This is a genomic window from Patiriisocius marinus (assembly GCF_008974325.1).
In the GTDB taxonomy this organism is placed as follows: Bacteria; Bacteroidota; Bacteroidia; order Flavobacteriales; family Flavobacteriaceae; genus Patiriisocius; species Patiriisocius marinus.
On record NZ_BKCG01000001.1, the window covers coordinates 211,242 to 227,690 of the forward strand.

Sequence of the window (16,449 nt, forward strand, 5' to 3'; positions counted from 1 at the left end):
AACTAAATTATCATACTATGAAAAAAAGAAACATCTCACCAACGTTATCACTTATAATACTTAGTCTTATTCTAGTATTTACTAGCTGCAAGAATGAAGCTAAAAAAACAAACAACAAGGAGGTTGCAAAAACAGCTTATGCAAATGACGTGATACCATTTTTTGATCACTGGAAATTAATATTAGGTGACGGCTCTAATGCAGGAATTATAAATAATTTTGAAAACAAAGACTACTTTTATACTACAAACGATGGAACAACAAATTGGGTTGTTTTTAAATCACCAAATGGAGGTGATACTCACGGAACCTCTAATAATACCAGAACCGAATTAGCACAAACAAAAAAATGGTATCCTAAAACAGCCAATGATAAATTGACCGCTACTCTTAAAGTAATGAATGTTTCGGCAACAGGTGATGCTCGCGTTGCAGCTTCTCACTCGGTGGTTGTTGGTCAAATACATAGTGCGGACAAACACGAAAATGAACCTCTAAAAATATTTTATAAGAAATTCCCAGGGCACACTAAAGGTTCTGTTTTTTGGCATTATGAAATCAACACTGCAGGTGATGATAACTCTGGAAGATGGGATTACTCTACAGCCGTTTGGGGTAACGATTTTTCGATAGTTGGTACTGAAGCAAATACATCTCCAGAAGAACCAAAAGAAGGTATTGAATTAGGAGAAGCGTTCAGTTATGAAATTGAAGTTAAAAATGGTATTATGACATTAAAGTTTATGAGCGATGGCCACGAAACAAAAACATTCACAAAAAACCTGATTAAATCTGAATACACCACAACTGCTGACATTCCTGAACAAACAAAAAACTTATTTGTACCTATTGGTCAAGATGGCGTAGAACGTGAAGAAGCTTACACAGGTGAAGGATGTTTTTTCAAGCTTGGTTGCTACAATCAAACCAACGGAAAATCTCCCGAAGTAAACAAAAACTGGTGTTCTGGTGCTGAAACACATGATGGCGATATTATAAAACAATATGCAGACGGAAACTATGCAGAAGTATGGTTTAAAACTGGCAGCATTTCAGTAAGTGATAATGCAGTTTCAAACGAAGGTTATTTCACTAAAAACGATTAAATTAATTAATTAAGAATATTATGAACAACAATAAACTAGCTGGTAAAAATGTATTAATCACTGCTGGCGCACAAGGAATTGGAGAATCAATTACCAAACATTTTATTGATTGCGGTGCAAATGTTGCCATACACTATTTTTCTAGTGCTGAAACAGCAAACCAATTAGTTGATTATGCAACGAGTAAAGGTCAAAAAGCAATTGCTATAGGTGGCGACTTAACAAAAGAAGCCGACGCAAACACCATGGTTGACAAAACAGTTGAAACGTTTGGAAAACTTGATATATTAATTAATAATGCTGGTTCACTCGTTGCTCGTAAAATGCTTAACGAAATGGAGACGGACTTTTGGAGAAAAGTGATGGATATCAACCTTACTTCGATGATGTTTGTCACAAGAGCAGCAGCACCATATCTAGCTAAAAATGAAAATAGTAGCATAGTCAACTTAGCATCACTCGCTGGACGTAAAGGTGGTCACCCAGGTTCACTTGCTTATTCAACAAGTAAAGGCGCTATCTTAACATTTACAAGAGCATTATCTGCTGAGTTAGGACCACAAGGAACTAGAGTAAACGCAGTTTCTCCAGGATTAATCCTTGGAACTTCATTCCATAATACGCACACTACAAAAGAGTCCGCAGATAAAACAACCGCAGGGATTCCTATTCAAAGAGCAGGAAACGCAGATGATGTTGCAAGAGCAATAATCTATTTAGCCTCAGAATACGATGGCTTTATTACAGGCGCTACACTAGATATCAATGGTGGTGTTTACAACATGTAAACATACGTACAATTGATTTTTGAAAAACGTAACACCTAGACAGCTTTAAGAGTAAAGTTGATATCCAAATTATTGGTCAGTAATAATATATGTGTATATTTGGTTTACCAATCTGGTTTACCAATTTATTATACTATTAATATTTAGTATTAAATCAGCTTGTTAAAGCATTTTTAGATGCTACTTTATTTTAGCAGAGGTACTAACTCAATTGGGCCTAGGTGTTATTTCAAAATCAATAAAATGAGTATTTTTAAGTATCGTGTACAAGCAATTTTCATTTCAATTCTATTTACTCTTATTTCTTGTTCAAAAGAAAAAACATCCTCCCCTACACTTTCTTCTTCGGAAATATCAAACAACCAACATCCTTCATTAATTATAACTAAAGCAGGGGTTGAAAAAATACGCGCTAACTTAGGAAGCATTCCAATATTTGATGAAACACTAGAAAAAGTTAAAGCCGAAATTGATGCTGAAATTGCACTTGGAATTGAAGTTCCTATTCCAAAAGATTATTCAGGTGGATACACTCATTCTAGACATAAGAGGAATTGGCAAACACTTCAAAAAGCAGGAGTTTTATACCAAATTCTAGATGATGAAAAGTATGCCAAGTATGTAAAAGACATGCTTATGGAATATGAGGAAATGTACAAAACATTACCCGTACACCCTAAAACAAGATCATACGCTAGAGGTAAACTGTTTTGGCAATGCTTAAACGATTCTAACTGGTTAGTATATGTAAGTCAAGCATATGATTGTATCTATAATTACTTATCAAAAGAAGAACGCAACAAATTAGAGACTAATTTATTTAGACCTTTTGCAGATTACATTTCTGTTGAAAACCCTCAATTTTATAATAGAGTACACAACCACAGTACTTGGGGTAATGCAGCTGTTGGGATGATTGGTTTAGTAATGAACGATTCCGTTTTAATTGACCGTGCACTTTTCGGAATTAAAGGAGCAGAATTAGATAAAACAGCTAAAGATAACGATGGTGGATTTATTAATAAAGATGGTAAAGCTGGTTTCCTAGCCAATATAGAAGAACCTTTCTCACCAGATGGTTATTATAACGAAGGACCCTACTATCAGCGTTATGCTATGTATCCATTTTTAGTTTTTGCTGAAGGACTCAACAATGTTAAACCTGAATATAAAATATTTGACTATAAAGAAGGTGTATTACTTAAATCAATTAATGCACTATTAAATTTAACAGATGCAGATGGTGACTTTTTCCCACTTAATGATGGTCAAAAAGGAATGTCTTATTACACCTCTGCTCTAGTTACAGCCGTAGACATATCATACAAATATGGTAACAAAGACCCTGGATTATTAAGTATTGCTAAAGAACAAAACCGTGTTTTATTAGACGACTCTGGATTAGCAGTTGCTCTTGGCATTAAAAACGGAGAAACAAAACCATTCAATAAAAAGTCAATAAATTTAGCTGATGGGCCAAAAGGTACTCAAGGTGGTGTAAGTATTTTAAGAAATGAAGACATTGAGCTTGTATTTAAATATGCAGCACAAGGCTCAAGTCATGGTCATTATGACAAGCTTTCATATTCATTATATGAAAAAGGTGAAGAGGTACTTCAAGATTACGGCTTAGCTCGTTTTGTAAATATAGAACAAAAAGGTGGCGGTAATTATTTAAAAGAAAATAAGACTTGGGCAAAACAAACAATTGCACATAACACAGTAACACAAAATGAAACTTCTCATTTTGAAGGGAAATATGAAATAGGAAGTAAACATCATTCTATATTACATTATTTTTCTTCGGAAAATGAAAACGTCCATGTAGTAAGTGCAAAAGAAGACAATGCCTATCCTGGAACCGAAATGCTTCGAACTATGGCTATCATAAAAGATGAAGATTTTGAAAAACCCTATTTATTAGATATTATGAAGATAACTTCTAGTAAAGCAAATCAATATGACTTCCCATTTTACTTTTTTGGCCAAGTGTTAGCTGCTAATTTTGAGTATAATACTCCAAAAACCTTAAAAGCTTTAGGAAGCAAGAACGGTTACCAACATTTATATCTAGAAGGTTCAGCAAAACCAAAGAATAACAACACTAAATTTTCTTGGTTAAACAAAGGGAAGTTTTATAGTCTAACATCTGTAGCCAATACTAATGATGAAATACTCTTTACAAGAATAGGCGCAAATGATCCAGACTTCAATCTAAGAAGAGAAGCGGCTTTAATGCTAAGAAGAAAAAATACAAAAAACACAACTTTTGTTTCTATTATAGAAGCACATGGTAATTATAGTCCAGTTACAGAATCCGCAGTAAATTCTAACAGTAGTATAAAGGAGTTAAAAGTCGTTATAGATACAATAGACTATACAGCAGTAACAATAACTAATGAAGATGGAAAAACTAAATTGTTTATTACATCAAACATTAACGCTTCAAAAGATGCAGAACATATTTTAAAAATTAATGATACTAATTACCAGTGGACTGGTACTTATTATTTCAAATAACTAAAAACGAATAAAATATACATTATGAAAAGATTTAGCGAAAAATACATCATTACAAAAGAAATGCAATGGGAAGAACTCGGAGGAGGAGTTTCAAGAAAATTTTTAGGGTATGATAACCAAATAATGATGGTTAAAGTAAAATTTGAAAAAGGTGCATTAGGTTCTCCACATCAACATTTTCATACACAGGCAACTTTTTGTGTGTCTGGGAAATTTGAATTTGAAATTGATGGAGTGAAGAAAATTGTTGAAGCAGGTGACGGGGTCTATATTGAGCCAAATCTATTACATAGCGCAGTCTGTCTTGAGGAAGGAATGTTAATAGATACATTTAGTCCAGTTAGAGAAGATTTCTTAACTGGAGGTGAAGTTTCGTATTTTGGTAATAAATGATAGTATAAATTATACAATCCGCAAAAATCTTGCGAAATAAAATGAAAATAAACTTAATATTATTTTTTTGTTAAATAAAACTTAATATATTTGGTTTACCAAAGTGGTTTACCAATTTGGTAAACCAAAAAAAAGGACAGGTGCACACCTATCCTTTTTAACAAAATACTTCTTTGGAGGGAAGTAAAATTTCACGTAGTAGCTTACTAATACATGATTCGTAAAATTACTAATTAGTTTTAACAATAAACGCAATCTGTATTATTAAGTTTCTATGATTAACTAATCATTAAAAATTTAAATTATTCGATTATGAATTTAAAAACGAAGCTAACTTTAATCATGATGCTCTTTAGCAGCATTGTAATTATTGCACAAGAAAACTACACCCTCTCAGGTACTGTAGTTTCAGCTGCCGATCAAATGAGTATTCCCGGAGCTAACGTTATTGTAAAAGGAACCTCTACTGGTGCAATTACAGACTTTGATGGAAATTTTTCTGTAAGTGTAAAGAGCGGAGATGTATTATCAGTTTCATATGTAGGTTTTTTAACACAAGAAGTCAAAATAACAAATCAAACAACATTAAATGTAAGTTTGAAACAAGATGAAAATACACTTGATGAAGTGTTAGTAGTTGGTTATGGAACACAGAGAAAAAGTCACGTGACTGGATCAGTTGCTAAAGTAGTTGGTGAAGATCTTGCTGCTATTCAATCTAGTCGTGTAGATGACGCACTTGCAGGTAAACTTGCCGGTGTTTTAATTCAAAATCAAGATGGAGCTCCTGGTGCAGATCCTAAGATCCAAGTTAGAGCTGCGTCATCTATTAATGGTAATTCTAGCCCATTAATTGTAGTTGATGGATATCCTATTTCAGGAAGTTTAGCTACAGTTAACCCTAACGACATTGAAAGCATTGAAGTATTGAAAGATGCTGCTTCTGCAGCCATATACGGTTCAAGAGGTGCAAATGGTGTTATATTAGTTACCACAAAGAAAGGTAAAACTGGAGAGCCTACTTTTAGCTACAATGCTTACACCAGTATTTCAAGTAGATATAGAAGAGACAATATAAATATGACAGCTGGAGAATGGGCTAACACATTAGAAACAGGTATTGCAAATGGTACTTATGATGTTTCTGAATTAGACCCAGACTTCGTAAATTATAAAATTAACGCATACAGAAACGCACCAGATGTTGTAGCTGTAGAAGATTGGTTATTCCAAAATGGATACAGTACTAACCACGACTTTAGTTATAGTGGAGGTACTGAAAAAGCAAACTACTTTGCTTCAGTTGGATACCAAAACACAGAAGGTATTGTTCAAACTCAAGCTTATGAAAGACTTAATGCTCGTTTAAATGTTGAAGCTAAACTAGGCGACAAATTTGAAACAGGATTAAACTTTAATGGTTTTACCTCGGACAGAGATATAGTAGGTCACGATATGAGAGATTTACTTAGAGCATATAGCATCAGTCCTATTTATCACACTGCAGCTTCTATTGCATACGTACAAGGTTTAGATCAACAAGCACAAGGTTTAGGTCTTGATCCTTTTGATGACGGTTACAGAGGTGGCGATGCTCCTTTCAACAACAGTATTTACACATTACAACCTGGTGATACTGCACAAGACTGGCATTATGGAAGAAGCGGAAATGGTATTGGTGGATCTGGAGATGCAGGACCAGCAACCAAATTAGACAACACAGACAGATGGCAAAAAACTTTCTTTGCTAATGTTACTTCATATTTGAAATTCAACATTACAGAGGATTTAAATATTAAAGCTGTTTTAGGTGCTGACATTAGAGATACAAAAGATTATTTCTACAGAGGTCTAGAATTTGATTCAAGAGCACGATCTAATCAAACTGCTTTAGATGAAACTGATGTAAAACAAACTTCAACTTTAAGTGAAACTACACTTAACTATGCTAAACAAATAGGCAACCACGATGTTTCTGGTGTTGCGGGAATTGAATTTCAAAAAATCAAATTTAAAGGAACTTCTATAAGCGGTACTAACGTTCCATTTAGCGCAATTATTAACTACAACCTTTTAGACCCAGAAGATATCACTGTAACCGAAAGAGATGAAGCAATCTCAAGATGGAGTGTTTTCGGTAGAATTAACTACGCATATGACAATCGTTACTTAATATCAGCATCTGTGAGAAGAGATGGTGATTCACGTTTTGGAGCTAATAATAGATACAAAACATTCCCAGCACTTTCATTAGGATGGAATGTACATAACGAATCTTTCTATAACTTAGAATTTTTAAGCTTATTAAAACCAAGATTTAGTACTGGTTCTTTAGGAACTACATCAGATTTAGGAGCCTATAGTTCATTGAGTTTATTAAACCCTCAATCTACGGAATTAGGAACAGGATTCTTAATTCCTTCGGAAGTTGCTAACTCAGATTTAACTTGGCAAACAAACACAGAAACTAACTACGGTATTGATTTAGGATTTATCAACAATCGTATTAAATTAGGAATGGATTACTACACATCTGATATTGAAGATATCCTAATTAACCAAAGTGTTTCTGAAGTATTCGGTACTACATCAATTAGACTTAACTCTGGAGATGTTAGAAGTTCAGGTTTTGAACTTGAATTAAATGCTGCAGTTGTACGTGGAGATGATTTCACTTGGGACTTTGGAGCTAACATTTCTACAGTAAATACCGAAATTACAGATCTTGGTGGTCTTACTGAATTACCACAAACTATCTATGGTCAAAGTGGTAGAGGTCCCGTATTTAGAAATTATGTAGGTGGAGAAATTGGTGAAATGTGGGGATTAGAAACAACTGGAGCTGTTGAAGATAGTTTCATTGAAGATCCAACAAGAGCAATTGGTATTAATAGTTCAGAATACTATGTTGTTGATCAAAATGGTGATGGAGTAATTGACAGAACTAAAACTGTTGAAGAAGGTGGAGATTTAGTTAAAATAGGTCAAAACACACCAGATTTCTACTATGGTTTCAATAGTACATTTAGCTATAAAGATTTTGATATGTCATTCCAGGTTCAAGGATCACAAGGTGGTGATGTATTTAATGTAGACCCTATCTACTATAACTCAGAATTTGGAGGAAGATTACGTGATAGTTTTGATGAAAATGGTGATGGTATTGCAGATCACAATGGATTACACTACACACAATCAAGAAATCAATTAGATGCACAAATTCAAGACGCATCATACTTAGCATTAAGAAACTTAACTGTAGGGTATACACTAAGAGAAGATTTAGTTAGCAAAGTTGGTATTAGTTCAGCAAGAGTATATGTTGCATCAACTAACTTACTTTACCTATGGGGAGATGATTATACATCTTTCAACCCAGAAGGTGTTGAAACTTCAAATGGTGGTTACTTAGGACCTACTACATACGGAGTTCAAGTAGGTGCAAGTCCAATTGTAAGAAGCTTTACGTTTGGTATTAATGTTAATTTTTAAATTAAAGACAAGATGAAAAAAGTATATATATTATTATTAGGATCATTGTTTTTAACAATGTCATGCAGTACAGATTTAGATGAAGTTCCATCTAATGTTGCTAGTGCAGATTCCTTAACAGATTTTGAAGGAGTTTTAAATGCTGCATATTACTATCAACTAGGAGCAGTTACTCCAATGGCAGTAATGGGAGACTTTAGAGCAGATAATGCACTTATGGATGAATCTCCTTATACAGAATTTGATGAATACGGACCAGATTTAACTGTAATGGAGGATCAATTTTTTGGACCTTTCTACACAGCTTTATATAAATCTATATTGAGTGCAAATAATGTAATTGAAAACTCAACAGATGCTACACATGTTGCTGAAGCTAAATTTCTAAGAGGACTTTCATATTTTAAACTAGTCCAAGTATTTGGTGATGTTACTGTAATACTTACTACTGCAAATATTGATATCATCCCTACTTTCGATTTAACTAGACAACCAGCTATTGAAGTATATAATGATGTAATCATTCCAGATTTACAAGATGCTATTAATACTTTAGGTGTTACAATTGAAAACGGAAGAGCTTCTAGAATTGCTGCTCAAGCATTATTAGGTAAAGTTTATGTGCATATGGGTAATTTTGCTAGTGCAGAACCACTTTTAGCTAGTGTAATTAGTGGAGCTGATGATGCAGATGTAAGCTTACAAGAAAACTTCGCTGATATCTTTGTTAACGATTTAAATTCAGAAATTATCTTCTCAACACAAGTTTCTAGTTCAGTAGAAGATGAGTATGGTTTCTCTGAATTTTGGGAATGGTTTTTTGGTCTAGACACAAAAGCATTAGATCCATTAGATTCTGATTTAATTGCAGCATTTGATGCTAGCCCAGGAGATTTAAGGAGAGCTGTTACTATCGATGAGACAGTTTCGGCTTCGCCAAAATATCCTCAAACGGGAGGTGCTGATGTTGATTGGATTGAAATAAGATTAGCAGATGTTATCCTTTTATATGCTGAAACTTTAAATGAAAATGGAACTGATGCTGAAGAAGTACTTGACCTTTTAGATCCTATTAGAACAAGAGCTGGAGTTGATCCATTAGATGATACAGTAATTAATACCCAAGAGTTAGTTAGACAAGCTATCCAAGATGAAAGAAGACTAGAATTAGCTTTTGAAGGACAAAGATGGTTTGATTTAGTTAGAACTGGAACTGTAGATGCTGAAATGGGACAAGTAATAAACCCTAATTATCATTTATTTCCAGTGCCTATTTCTGAAGTACTTGCAAGTGACGGAGTTATTACTCAAAACGCTGGTTACTAAAAAAAATGAAAAGATATTGTTGTGAGTTTGTTTTGATGTGAGTAAGTATAAATAATCAGTGTTATCAGAACTATAATACTAAAAGCATCAAAACAATTTTTTAAATCATTTACAGTATACTAAATCAAAAAAATATAAATAACAGTTATTTAATTAGTCGTTGAATTTTGTTAAAAGTTTTACTGATCTTCTATAGATCAGTAAAACTTATTTTAAGATTAAAGTATATAGTATTATAATTATTAATTAGTTCATTTTAGTTTTTATAACTTTAAACAATATAAATTTGGTTAACCAATTATCGAAGAAATAAAATTTATGAAAGTAGAAGTTCTTAACGTAAACGAAAACTACTCTCTTCAGAAGCAAGTAATAGTTAAAATCAGGAATCTGATAAATAATAAAAATCTTGAGCCTGGAGATAAACTTCCTTCTGAAAGAATGCTTTCTGAAAAGTTTGAGGTTTCTAGAAATATGGTTCGTGAGTCAATTCAGAAGTTAGAATTATACGGCTTATTAAAATCTATTCCTCAAAGTGGAACTTTCGTGGCAAATATTGGCGTTGTTGCTATGAACGGAATGATAGACGATATTTTACGTCTTGAAGACCCAGATTTCAAATCGCTTGTTGAAACAAGAATTTTACTTGAATTAAAAACGTCAAGATTAGCAGCTATTAGAAGAACTGAAGAAGACCTGATAAGTATGAAAAATGCTCTTGATGCTTATGCTTCAAAAGTTAATAATGGTGAAGATGCAGTTCAAGAAGATTTACTTTTCCACTTAGCTATTGCTAAAGCGAGCGGAAATAGTACAATGAATACATTTATGTTAATTATTACTCCGGAAATAATAACAAATTTTGAAAAATATCATGTTTGTGATAAAACATTAGCACAATCTGGAATTGAAGAGCATAGACAAATTTACATGGCTATTAAAGAACAAAACCCACAGCTTGCAAAGAAAAGAATGAAGCAGCACTTTAAAGAGCTTTACAAATATTGCTATAATGTAGAGTTATAGGTTAAACACTGAAACACTGATGCACACTTTGTTTCACGAATTAGAAAAAAAAAAAAATGGAGGGAGGTAAAGTTCACTATGTAGAATAATTTTCTACTCAAAAGTAAACTTTCCTTAAGTATTTAATTTACCCCCTTAATCGAACTATAAATATAGTTTGACATAATAATTATGTGCCATATATTAAATTATATGACATTTAATTCAACAAAAAAAAAATGAAAGTAAAAGGACTTAGATGGTGGATTATCGGCTTGATATTTATTGCCACCGTAATTAATTACATTGACAGAACAGCATTTGCTTTGTTATGGCCTCAAATGGGGAAAGATTTAGGAATGGATAATTCAGATTATGCATTAATGCTAAATATCTTTATGGTAACATATGCAGCAAGTAAGTTTTTATCAGGTAGATTGTATGATCAAATAGGAACAAGACTAGGTTTTGTTGTCTCTATTGTAGTTTGGTCTGCAGCAGCAGCATTTCACGCACTAGCAAGAGGTATTGTAACACTATCAATAGTTCGTGGACTTCTAGGGCTCGGTGAAGCTGGATTATGGCCAGGAGCCGTTAAAAATAATGGAGAATGGTTTCCAGTAAAACAAAGGGCTTTAGCACAAGGTATTTTTAACTCAGGTGCATCTATTGGTAATGTTATTGCACCAGTTGTAATTGTTTATTTATATGCCCATTTTGGATGGAAATCAACCTATATCATATTAGGAGTTTTAGGATTATTATGGATTATTCCTTGGTTAATACTTAATAAATCAAAACCAAAAGATCACCCTTGGATTACAGAAGACGAAAGAAATTTATTGCTGAATGATCGTATTAAAAACAACAACGTAGATATTGAAGGAGCTAAAAGTTTAAGTGTAGGAAAAATTTTAAGCTACAAACAACCTTGGGGTGTTTTATTATGTAGATTTTTCATCGAACCAATATGGTGGTTCTTTGCTGGGTGGATGCCAATTTACTTACACGCAAAATTCGACATGAGTATTGAAGAAATAGGAAAAACAATGTGGATATCTTATTTAATGGCAGCAGCAGGAGGAATTTTAGGTGGTCTATTTACAGGAGCTATAATCAAACGTACAAATGTAGATATTGGAAGAAAAGCAAGTATTGTTTTAGGAAGTCTAATGATTATCATTGGGTTTGTTTCAATTATACTCTTCGTTGACGATTCTAATTATATGACATTTATATACTTAGCCGGACTAGCGTTATTTGGATTTCAATTCGCTATCGGAAATATTCAAACATTATCAAGTGATTTATTTAGAGGACCTTCAGTAGGTACATTAGCAGGATTGGCTGGAACTATTGCAGCAATATCTCCTATAATAATGAATTGGTTTATTGGAAGAATAACAACAGAAGGATCATATACTCCCGCATTTATAGCCATTACAGTATCAGTTATACTTGGAGTGTTATCAATATTCTTTTTAATAAGAAAAGTAAAATTAGTAGTAAATACAGAACATTAAACGAATTAAAACTAGCAAAAAAAATAATTATGAGTAAAACGGAAAATAAAGTAGCGATTGTAACTGGAGCAACTGGTGGAATTGGTTTTGAAGTAGCTAAAAGATTAGGAAAAGATGGATATACTGTTATTTTAAATGGTATCGATACTGAAAAAGGACCTGAAAAAATTAAGGAACTTACTAATGAAGGTATCACAGCTGAATTCTATCCATTTGATGTGACTAATGAGGAACAAGTATCTTCAAACATAAAAGCAATTGGTGACAAATATGGCCGTATTGACGTATTAGTAAACAATGCAGGTGGACTAGGTGGAAGATCAAGATTTGAAGAAATGACAACGGAATTTTACAGAAATGTAATGGCGTTAAATTTAGACTCTGTATTTTTTGCTTCAAGAGCTGCTATACCTTACTTAAAAAACGGTGAACACCCAACAATAATTAACTATACGTCAAATGCAGGATGGAATGCTGGTGGACCAGGTGCAGGGATATATGGAACGTCTAAAGCTGGAGTTCATGCAATTACAAGAGCATTAGCTAAAGATTTAGCTGAATACGGAATTAGAGTAAATGCAGTATCTCCTGGTACAATTGACACTCCTTTCCACGCACAAATAAAATCTACTAAGCCAGAAGTGTTTGCTTCTTGGAAAAACAATATTATGCTAGGTAGATTAGGTCAACCTGAAGAGGTTGCTTCTGTAGTTGCTTTTTTAGCAAGCAAAGATGCTGCCTTTATTACTGCTGAAACTATCCAAATTGGTGGTGGACAAGCGTTAGGAATTTAATTTTAGGTCTAACCATTCTAATTTCTTTTAAAAGTGTAATTGTTAAACTAAAAGGTTTTACGTACACCTAAAGAAATAATAAATTTTTGTTGCTAATAAACTAAAAACAAAAAAGTTTAAAAGTGGCTGTAAAAAATATTGATATCAACGGAAATCACGCATTTAGCTTGATTCCACAAAAAATATAATGATGAGTAAAGTTGTAACTTTTGGAGAAATTATGCTTCGGTTATCTCCACCTGGTTTTCTAAGATTTTCACAAACAAATACATTTGATGTTGTATACGGTGGTGGTGAATCAAATGTAGCAGTATCCCTAGCTAACTATGGCGTTCCTGTAGATTTTGTAACAAGATTACCCCAAAATGATATTGGGCAATGTGCCATGATGGAAATGCGCAAAAGGGGTGTTGGAGTAGATAAAATAATATACGGTGGTGATCGCTTAGGTATTTATTTTCTTGAAACTGGTGCTGTTAGTAGAGGTAGTAAAGTTGTTTATGATCGTGCACACTCGGCTATTTCAGAAATTACACCTGGAATGATTGATTGGAAAAAAGCATTTGAAGGAGTTAGCTGGTTCCATTGGACAGGTATTACTCCTGCAATTTCGCAAGGAGCAGCAGATGCCTGTTTAGAAGCAGTCAAAGTAGCTAGCGAAATGGGAATTACAATTTCTACAGACCTGAACTACAGAGCCAAACTTTGGAAATATGGCGTTGAACCAGAAGCAATAATGACAGAGCTTACCTCTTACTGTGACATCATTTTAGGAAATGAAGAAGATGCCGAAAAGCATTTTGGAATTAAACCTGAAGGACTTGATATTACAACACAAGGTCAACATGTAAAAGCTGAAGCTTTTCTATCTGTTTGTCAACAAATGATGGAAAAATTTCCGAAAGCTAAAAAAGTAATTACAACTTTAAGAGGATCTATTTCAGCATCACATAATACGTGGGCTGGCGTTTTATATGACGGAAAGCAAATGTACAAATCTAATGAATATCAAATCACCGATATTGTTGATAGAGTTGGTGGTGGAGATTCATTTATGGGAGGTCTAATTTATGGACTTTTAAAATACCCAGAAGATGATCAAAATGCATTAGATTTTGCAGTTGCTGCTTCGTGCCTAAAGCACACTATTAAAGGAGATGCAAACTTAGCAACAGTTGCAGAAGTAGAAAAATTAATGGGTGGCGACTCTTCAGGTCGTGTAGCCAGATAATAAAATAACACTAAAACTATGGCTCAATACTCAAGACTAGAAGTTTCACAAACGATGCAAACTACTGGTATGGTACCACTTTTTTATAATAAGGATGTTGAAATTGGAAAACAAGTTTTAAAAGCTTGTTATGACGGTGGTGCACGTTTAATGGAATTTACAAGTAGAGGTGATTTTGCATTTGAAGTTTTTACTTCATTAATAAAATATGCAAACGCAGAATTACCAGGAATGATAATGGGTGTAGGTTCTGTAACTGATGCAGCAGCGGCTTCATTATATATGCAGTTAGGTGCAAATTTTATTGTGACTCCTGTGCTAAGAGAAGATATTGCTTTAGTATGCAATAGAAGAAAAGTGCTTTGGTCTCCAGGATGTGGATCTTTAACTGAAATAGCAAGAGCCGAAGAATTAGGCTGTGAAATCGTTAAACTATTTCCTGGTGGTATTTATGGTCCTGACTTTGTTAAAGCTATAAAAGGACCTTGTCAATGGACTAGTATAATGCCTACGGGTGGTGTATCGCCTACTAAAGAAAATCTTACAGGTTGGTTCAATGCTGGTGTTACTTGTGTAGGAATGGGCTCTAAATTGATGATTAAAGATTCTGAAGGAAACTTTGATTATCCTAAAATTAAGGCACTTACGAAAGAGGCGATGGAAATAATTTCAGAGCTTAAACAGAAGAACTCTTAACTAAATATTTAAAGCCATAACTTAAAAGTTATGGCTTTTCTTTTTTAATAAAATTTTCTTAATCAAACAGCTTAATTATTGAAAGCTGAAATTGCTAAAATTAATGAGATTCTTCTGAAGAATCTTTTGCTTTTTTATCGCTACTAGCCATGCTGTAAACAACAAAAACCAACACAACGCAAACTAGTGCAAAAACACCAATAATAGCCGCTCCCATTCCCCAATTAACCAATGGTGTTACTAATAGATTTTTCATATAAATAATATTTTAAGGTTAGTTTTAATGACAATTATAATTTCCTGAAACCTGCTCTACTGCTACCATTTTAGATGGTGACAAATAAGGGATATCTAAGCCTAGGCCTCTTACTATAAATAGCGCACCAACAATAACAACAAATACAGGAATCATTTTTACTATTCGTTGTTTTACATTGCTTGTTAAGAAATTTCCCAAATAAATCGCAGTAGTCATTAATGGTACTGTACCAAGCCCAAAGAGTGCCATATACAAACCACCTTCCCAAGGACTACTACTTGCTAAGGCACCAAATATAGCCATATAGACTAATCCACAAGGCAATAATCCATTAAGGTATCCCATTGTAAAGAAAGTGCCAGGGTCTTTCTTTTTTAGCTGTGTTCCCATTGCACTTTTTAACTTTCCAACTAGCTTGTAAATAGGTTTAGAAAAGTTATAGCGGTTAAAAAGTTTTGTAGGTATAAGTATTGTAATAATCATTAAAACCCCTATCCCGATTGACAACTGTTGTTGTATTCCAAATAGATTTAAACTTCTACCCACAAAACCGAATATAACCCCTAAAAAAGAATACATTAAAATACGGCCTAGATGATAACTTGATAATTGAAAGGCACGCTTAAGAGGATCTTTACGATCTACCGGTAATAAAAATGCGATAGGTCCGCACATTCCCACACAGTGAAAACTACCTAAAAGACCAAATATGAGCGCCGAAAGTAACATTAATAAGTTATCGATTTTTTGTATAAATATTCTGTTCCGTTTTGTTCAAACTCAATCGTAATGTTCCAACGACCGCCTATCAGCTTATTGTCAGGTATGAGCAAATTAGACCCTGAAAGTACTAATGGTAAATCAAAATCTAGTTTCTGATTAGACGGTCTATATAGGAACACTTTTCCTTTAACTTTAGATGCTTCTATCTCATTTGGAAAAGTAAGCAACCATCCATCTTTTGTTTTTTTACCTTCAAATTGACCACTGAGGTCATTTATATTTGTTTCAGCATCAATTTCGGTTTGATATGCCATTTCTTTCGCGTAATACTCTTCAGTTACTAAATCATAACTGAACTTTTTGTTGGTACTCATTGTAATTACCATATATAATATGAAAGCCATAAATGCTACCATTCCCACTACAATACCAGTTCCCCAATTCCATTTCATAAGACTTCAGATTTATTAGTTTCTACTTTTTGTTTAATACTATCGAGTATCAATTTTGCTGCACAACTTTCATTCTGTCCTGGGTTTCCGTTTTCACAATCTTGACAACAATTCTCTTTTTTTGATGTTTCCATAGCT

At 33.5% G+C, this 16,449-nt stretch carries 15 protein-coding genes; 11 read left to right on the forward strand and 4 right to left on the reverse strand.

All coding sequences use genetic code 11. The annotated features are described in order from the left end of the window. Positions 1-17: 17 nt before the first annotated feature. The 11 genes from GBH57_RS00930 to GBH57_RS00980 all read left to right on the forward strand — a co-directional run bounded on the left by GBH57_RS00930 (position 18) and on the right by GBH57_RS00980 (position 14,877). Positions 18-1,106 (forward strand): polysaccharide lyase family 7 protein, encoded by a 1,089-nt coding sequence (locus GBH57_RS00930; RefSeq protein ID WP_151672175.1) that lies wholly within the window; start codon positions 18-20, stop codon positions 1,104-1,106. A gap of 20 nt (positions 1,107-1,126) precedes the next feature. Then, positions 1,127-1,894 carry an SDR family NAD(P)-dependent oxidoreductase gene (locus GBH57_RS00935; RefSeq protein ID WP_151672176.1) on the forward strand — a complete coding sequence of 256 codons (768 nt, stop codon included), beginning with the start codon at positions 1,127-1,129 and terminating at the stop codon, positions 1,892-1,894. A gap of 243 nt (positions 1,895-2,137) precedes the next feature. After that, the gene (locus GBH57_RS00940) at positions 2,138-4,414 is read left to right on the forward strand and encodes an alginate lyase family protein (RefSeq protein ID WP_151672177.1); all 2,277 of its coding nucleotides are present in this window, start codon (positions 2,138-2,140) and stop codon (positions 4,412-4,414) included. A 24-nt stretch (positions 4,415-4,438) separates the two neighbouring features. Continuing rightward, positions 4,439-4,810, forward strand: coding sequence for a cupin domain-containing protein (locus GBH57_RS00945; RefSeq protein ID WP_151672178.1), 372 nt, complete (start codon positions 4,439-4,441; stop codon positions 4,808-4,810). 312 nt (positions 4,811-5,122) lie between these two features. Continuing rightward, positions 5,123-8,302 (forward strand): SusC/RagA family TonB-linked outer membrane protein, encoded by a 3,180-nt coding sequence (locus GBH57_RS00950; RefSeq protein WP_151672179.1) that lies wholly within the window; start codon positions 5,123-5,125, stop codon positions 8,300-8,302. A gap of 12 nt (positions 8,303-8,314) precedes the next feature. Beyond that, positions 8,315-9,628 carry a RagB/SusD family nutrient uptake outer membrane protein gene (locus GBH57_RS00955; protein ID WP_151672180.1) on the forward strand — a complete coding sequence of 438 codons (1,314 nt, stop codon included), beginning with the start codon at positions 8,315-8,317 and terminating at the stop codon, positions 9,626-9,628. A gap of 318 nt (positions 9,629-9,946) precedes the next feature. Continuing rightward, a complete protein-coding gene (locus tag GBH57_RS00960) occupies positions 9,947-10,654 on the forward strand; it encodes a FadR/GntR family transcriptional regulator (RefSeq protein WP_151672181.1) in 708 nt (235 codons plus the stop codon). 218 nt (positions 10,655-10,872) lie between these two features. Then, the gene (locus tag GBH57_RS00965) at positions 10,873-12,156 is read left to right on the forward strand and encodes an MFS transporter (RefSeq protein WP_151672182.1); all 1,284 of its coding nucleotides are present in this window, start codon (positions 10,873-10,875) and stop codon (positions 12,154-12,156) included. A 29-nt stretch (positions 12,157-12,185) separates the two neighbouring features. Then, positions 12,186-12,950 (forward strand): SDR family NAD(P)-dependent oxidoreductase, encoded by a 765-nt coding sequence (locus GBH57_RS00970; RefSeq protein ID WP_151672183.1) that lies wholly within the window; start codon positions 12,186-12,188, stop codon positions 12,948-12,950. 190 nt (positions 12,951-13,140) lie between these two features. After that, complete coding sequence (locus tag GBH57_RS00975; RefSeq protein ID WP_151672184.1) at positions 13,141-14,181, forward strand: sugar kinase; 1,041 nt, start codon at positions 13,141-13,143, stop codon at positions 14,179-14,181. Between the two features lie 18 nt (positions 14,182-14,199). Beyond that, on the forward strand, positions 14,200-14,877 hold the full coding sequence (locus GBH57_RS00980) for a bifunctional 4-hydroxy-2-oxoglutarate aldolase/2-dehydro-3-deoxy-phosphogluconate aldolase (protein ID WP_151672185.1): 678 nt from the start codon (positions 14,200-14,202) through the stop codon (positions 14,875-14,877). Between the two features lie 100 nt (positions 14,878-14,977). Here the strand turns inward: GBH57_RS00980 and GBH57_RS16070 are convergent, their stop codons facing one another. The 4 genes from GBH57_RS16070 to GBH57_RS16075 are packed head-to-tail and all read right to left on the reverse strand — an operon-like array spanning position 14,978 to position 16,445. After that, complete coding sequence (locus tag GBH57_RS16070; protein ID WP_162851976.1) at positions 14,978-15,133, reverse strand: hypothetical protein; 156 nt, start codon at positions 15,131-15,133, stop codon at positions 14,978-14,980. Between the two features lie 24 nt (positions 15,134-15,157). Then, positions 15,158-15,865, reverse strand: coding sequence for a sulfite exporter TauE/SafE family protein (locus GBH57_RS00985; RefSeq protein WP_151672186.1), 708 nt, complete (start codon positions 15,863-15,865; stop codon positions 15,158-15,160). Further along, the gene (locus GBH57_RS00990) at positions 15,865-16,311 is read right to left on the reverse strand and encodes a FixH family protein (protein WP_151672187.1); all 447 of its coding nucleotides are present in this window, start codon (positions 16,309-16,311) and stop codon (positions 15,865-15,867) included. Before GBH57_RS00990 ends, GBH57_RS00985 begins: the two co-directional genes overlap by 1 nt. Then, positions 16,308-16,445 (reverse strand): hypothetical protein, encoded by a 138-nt coding sequence (locus GBH57_RS16075; RefSeq protein ID WP_162851977.1) that lies wholly within the window; start codon positions 16,443-16,445, stop codon positions 16,308-16,310. The genes GBH57_RS00990 and GBH57_RS16075 overlap by 4 nt, the downstream gene beginning before the upstream one ends. Positions 16,446-16,449 lie beyond the last annotated feature (4 nt).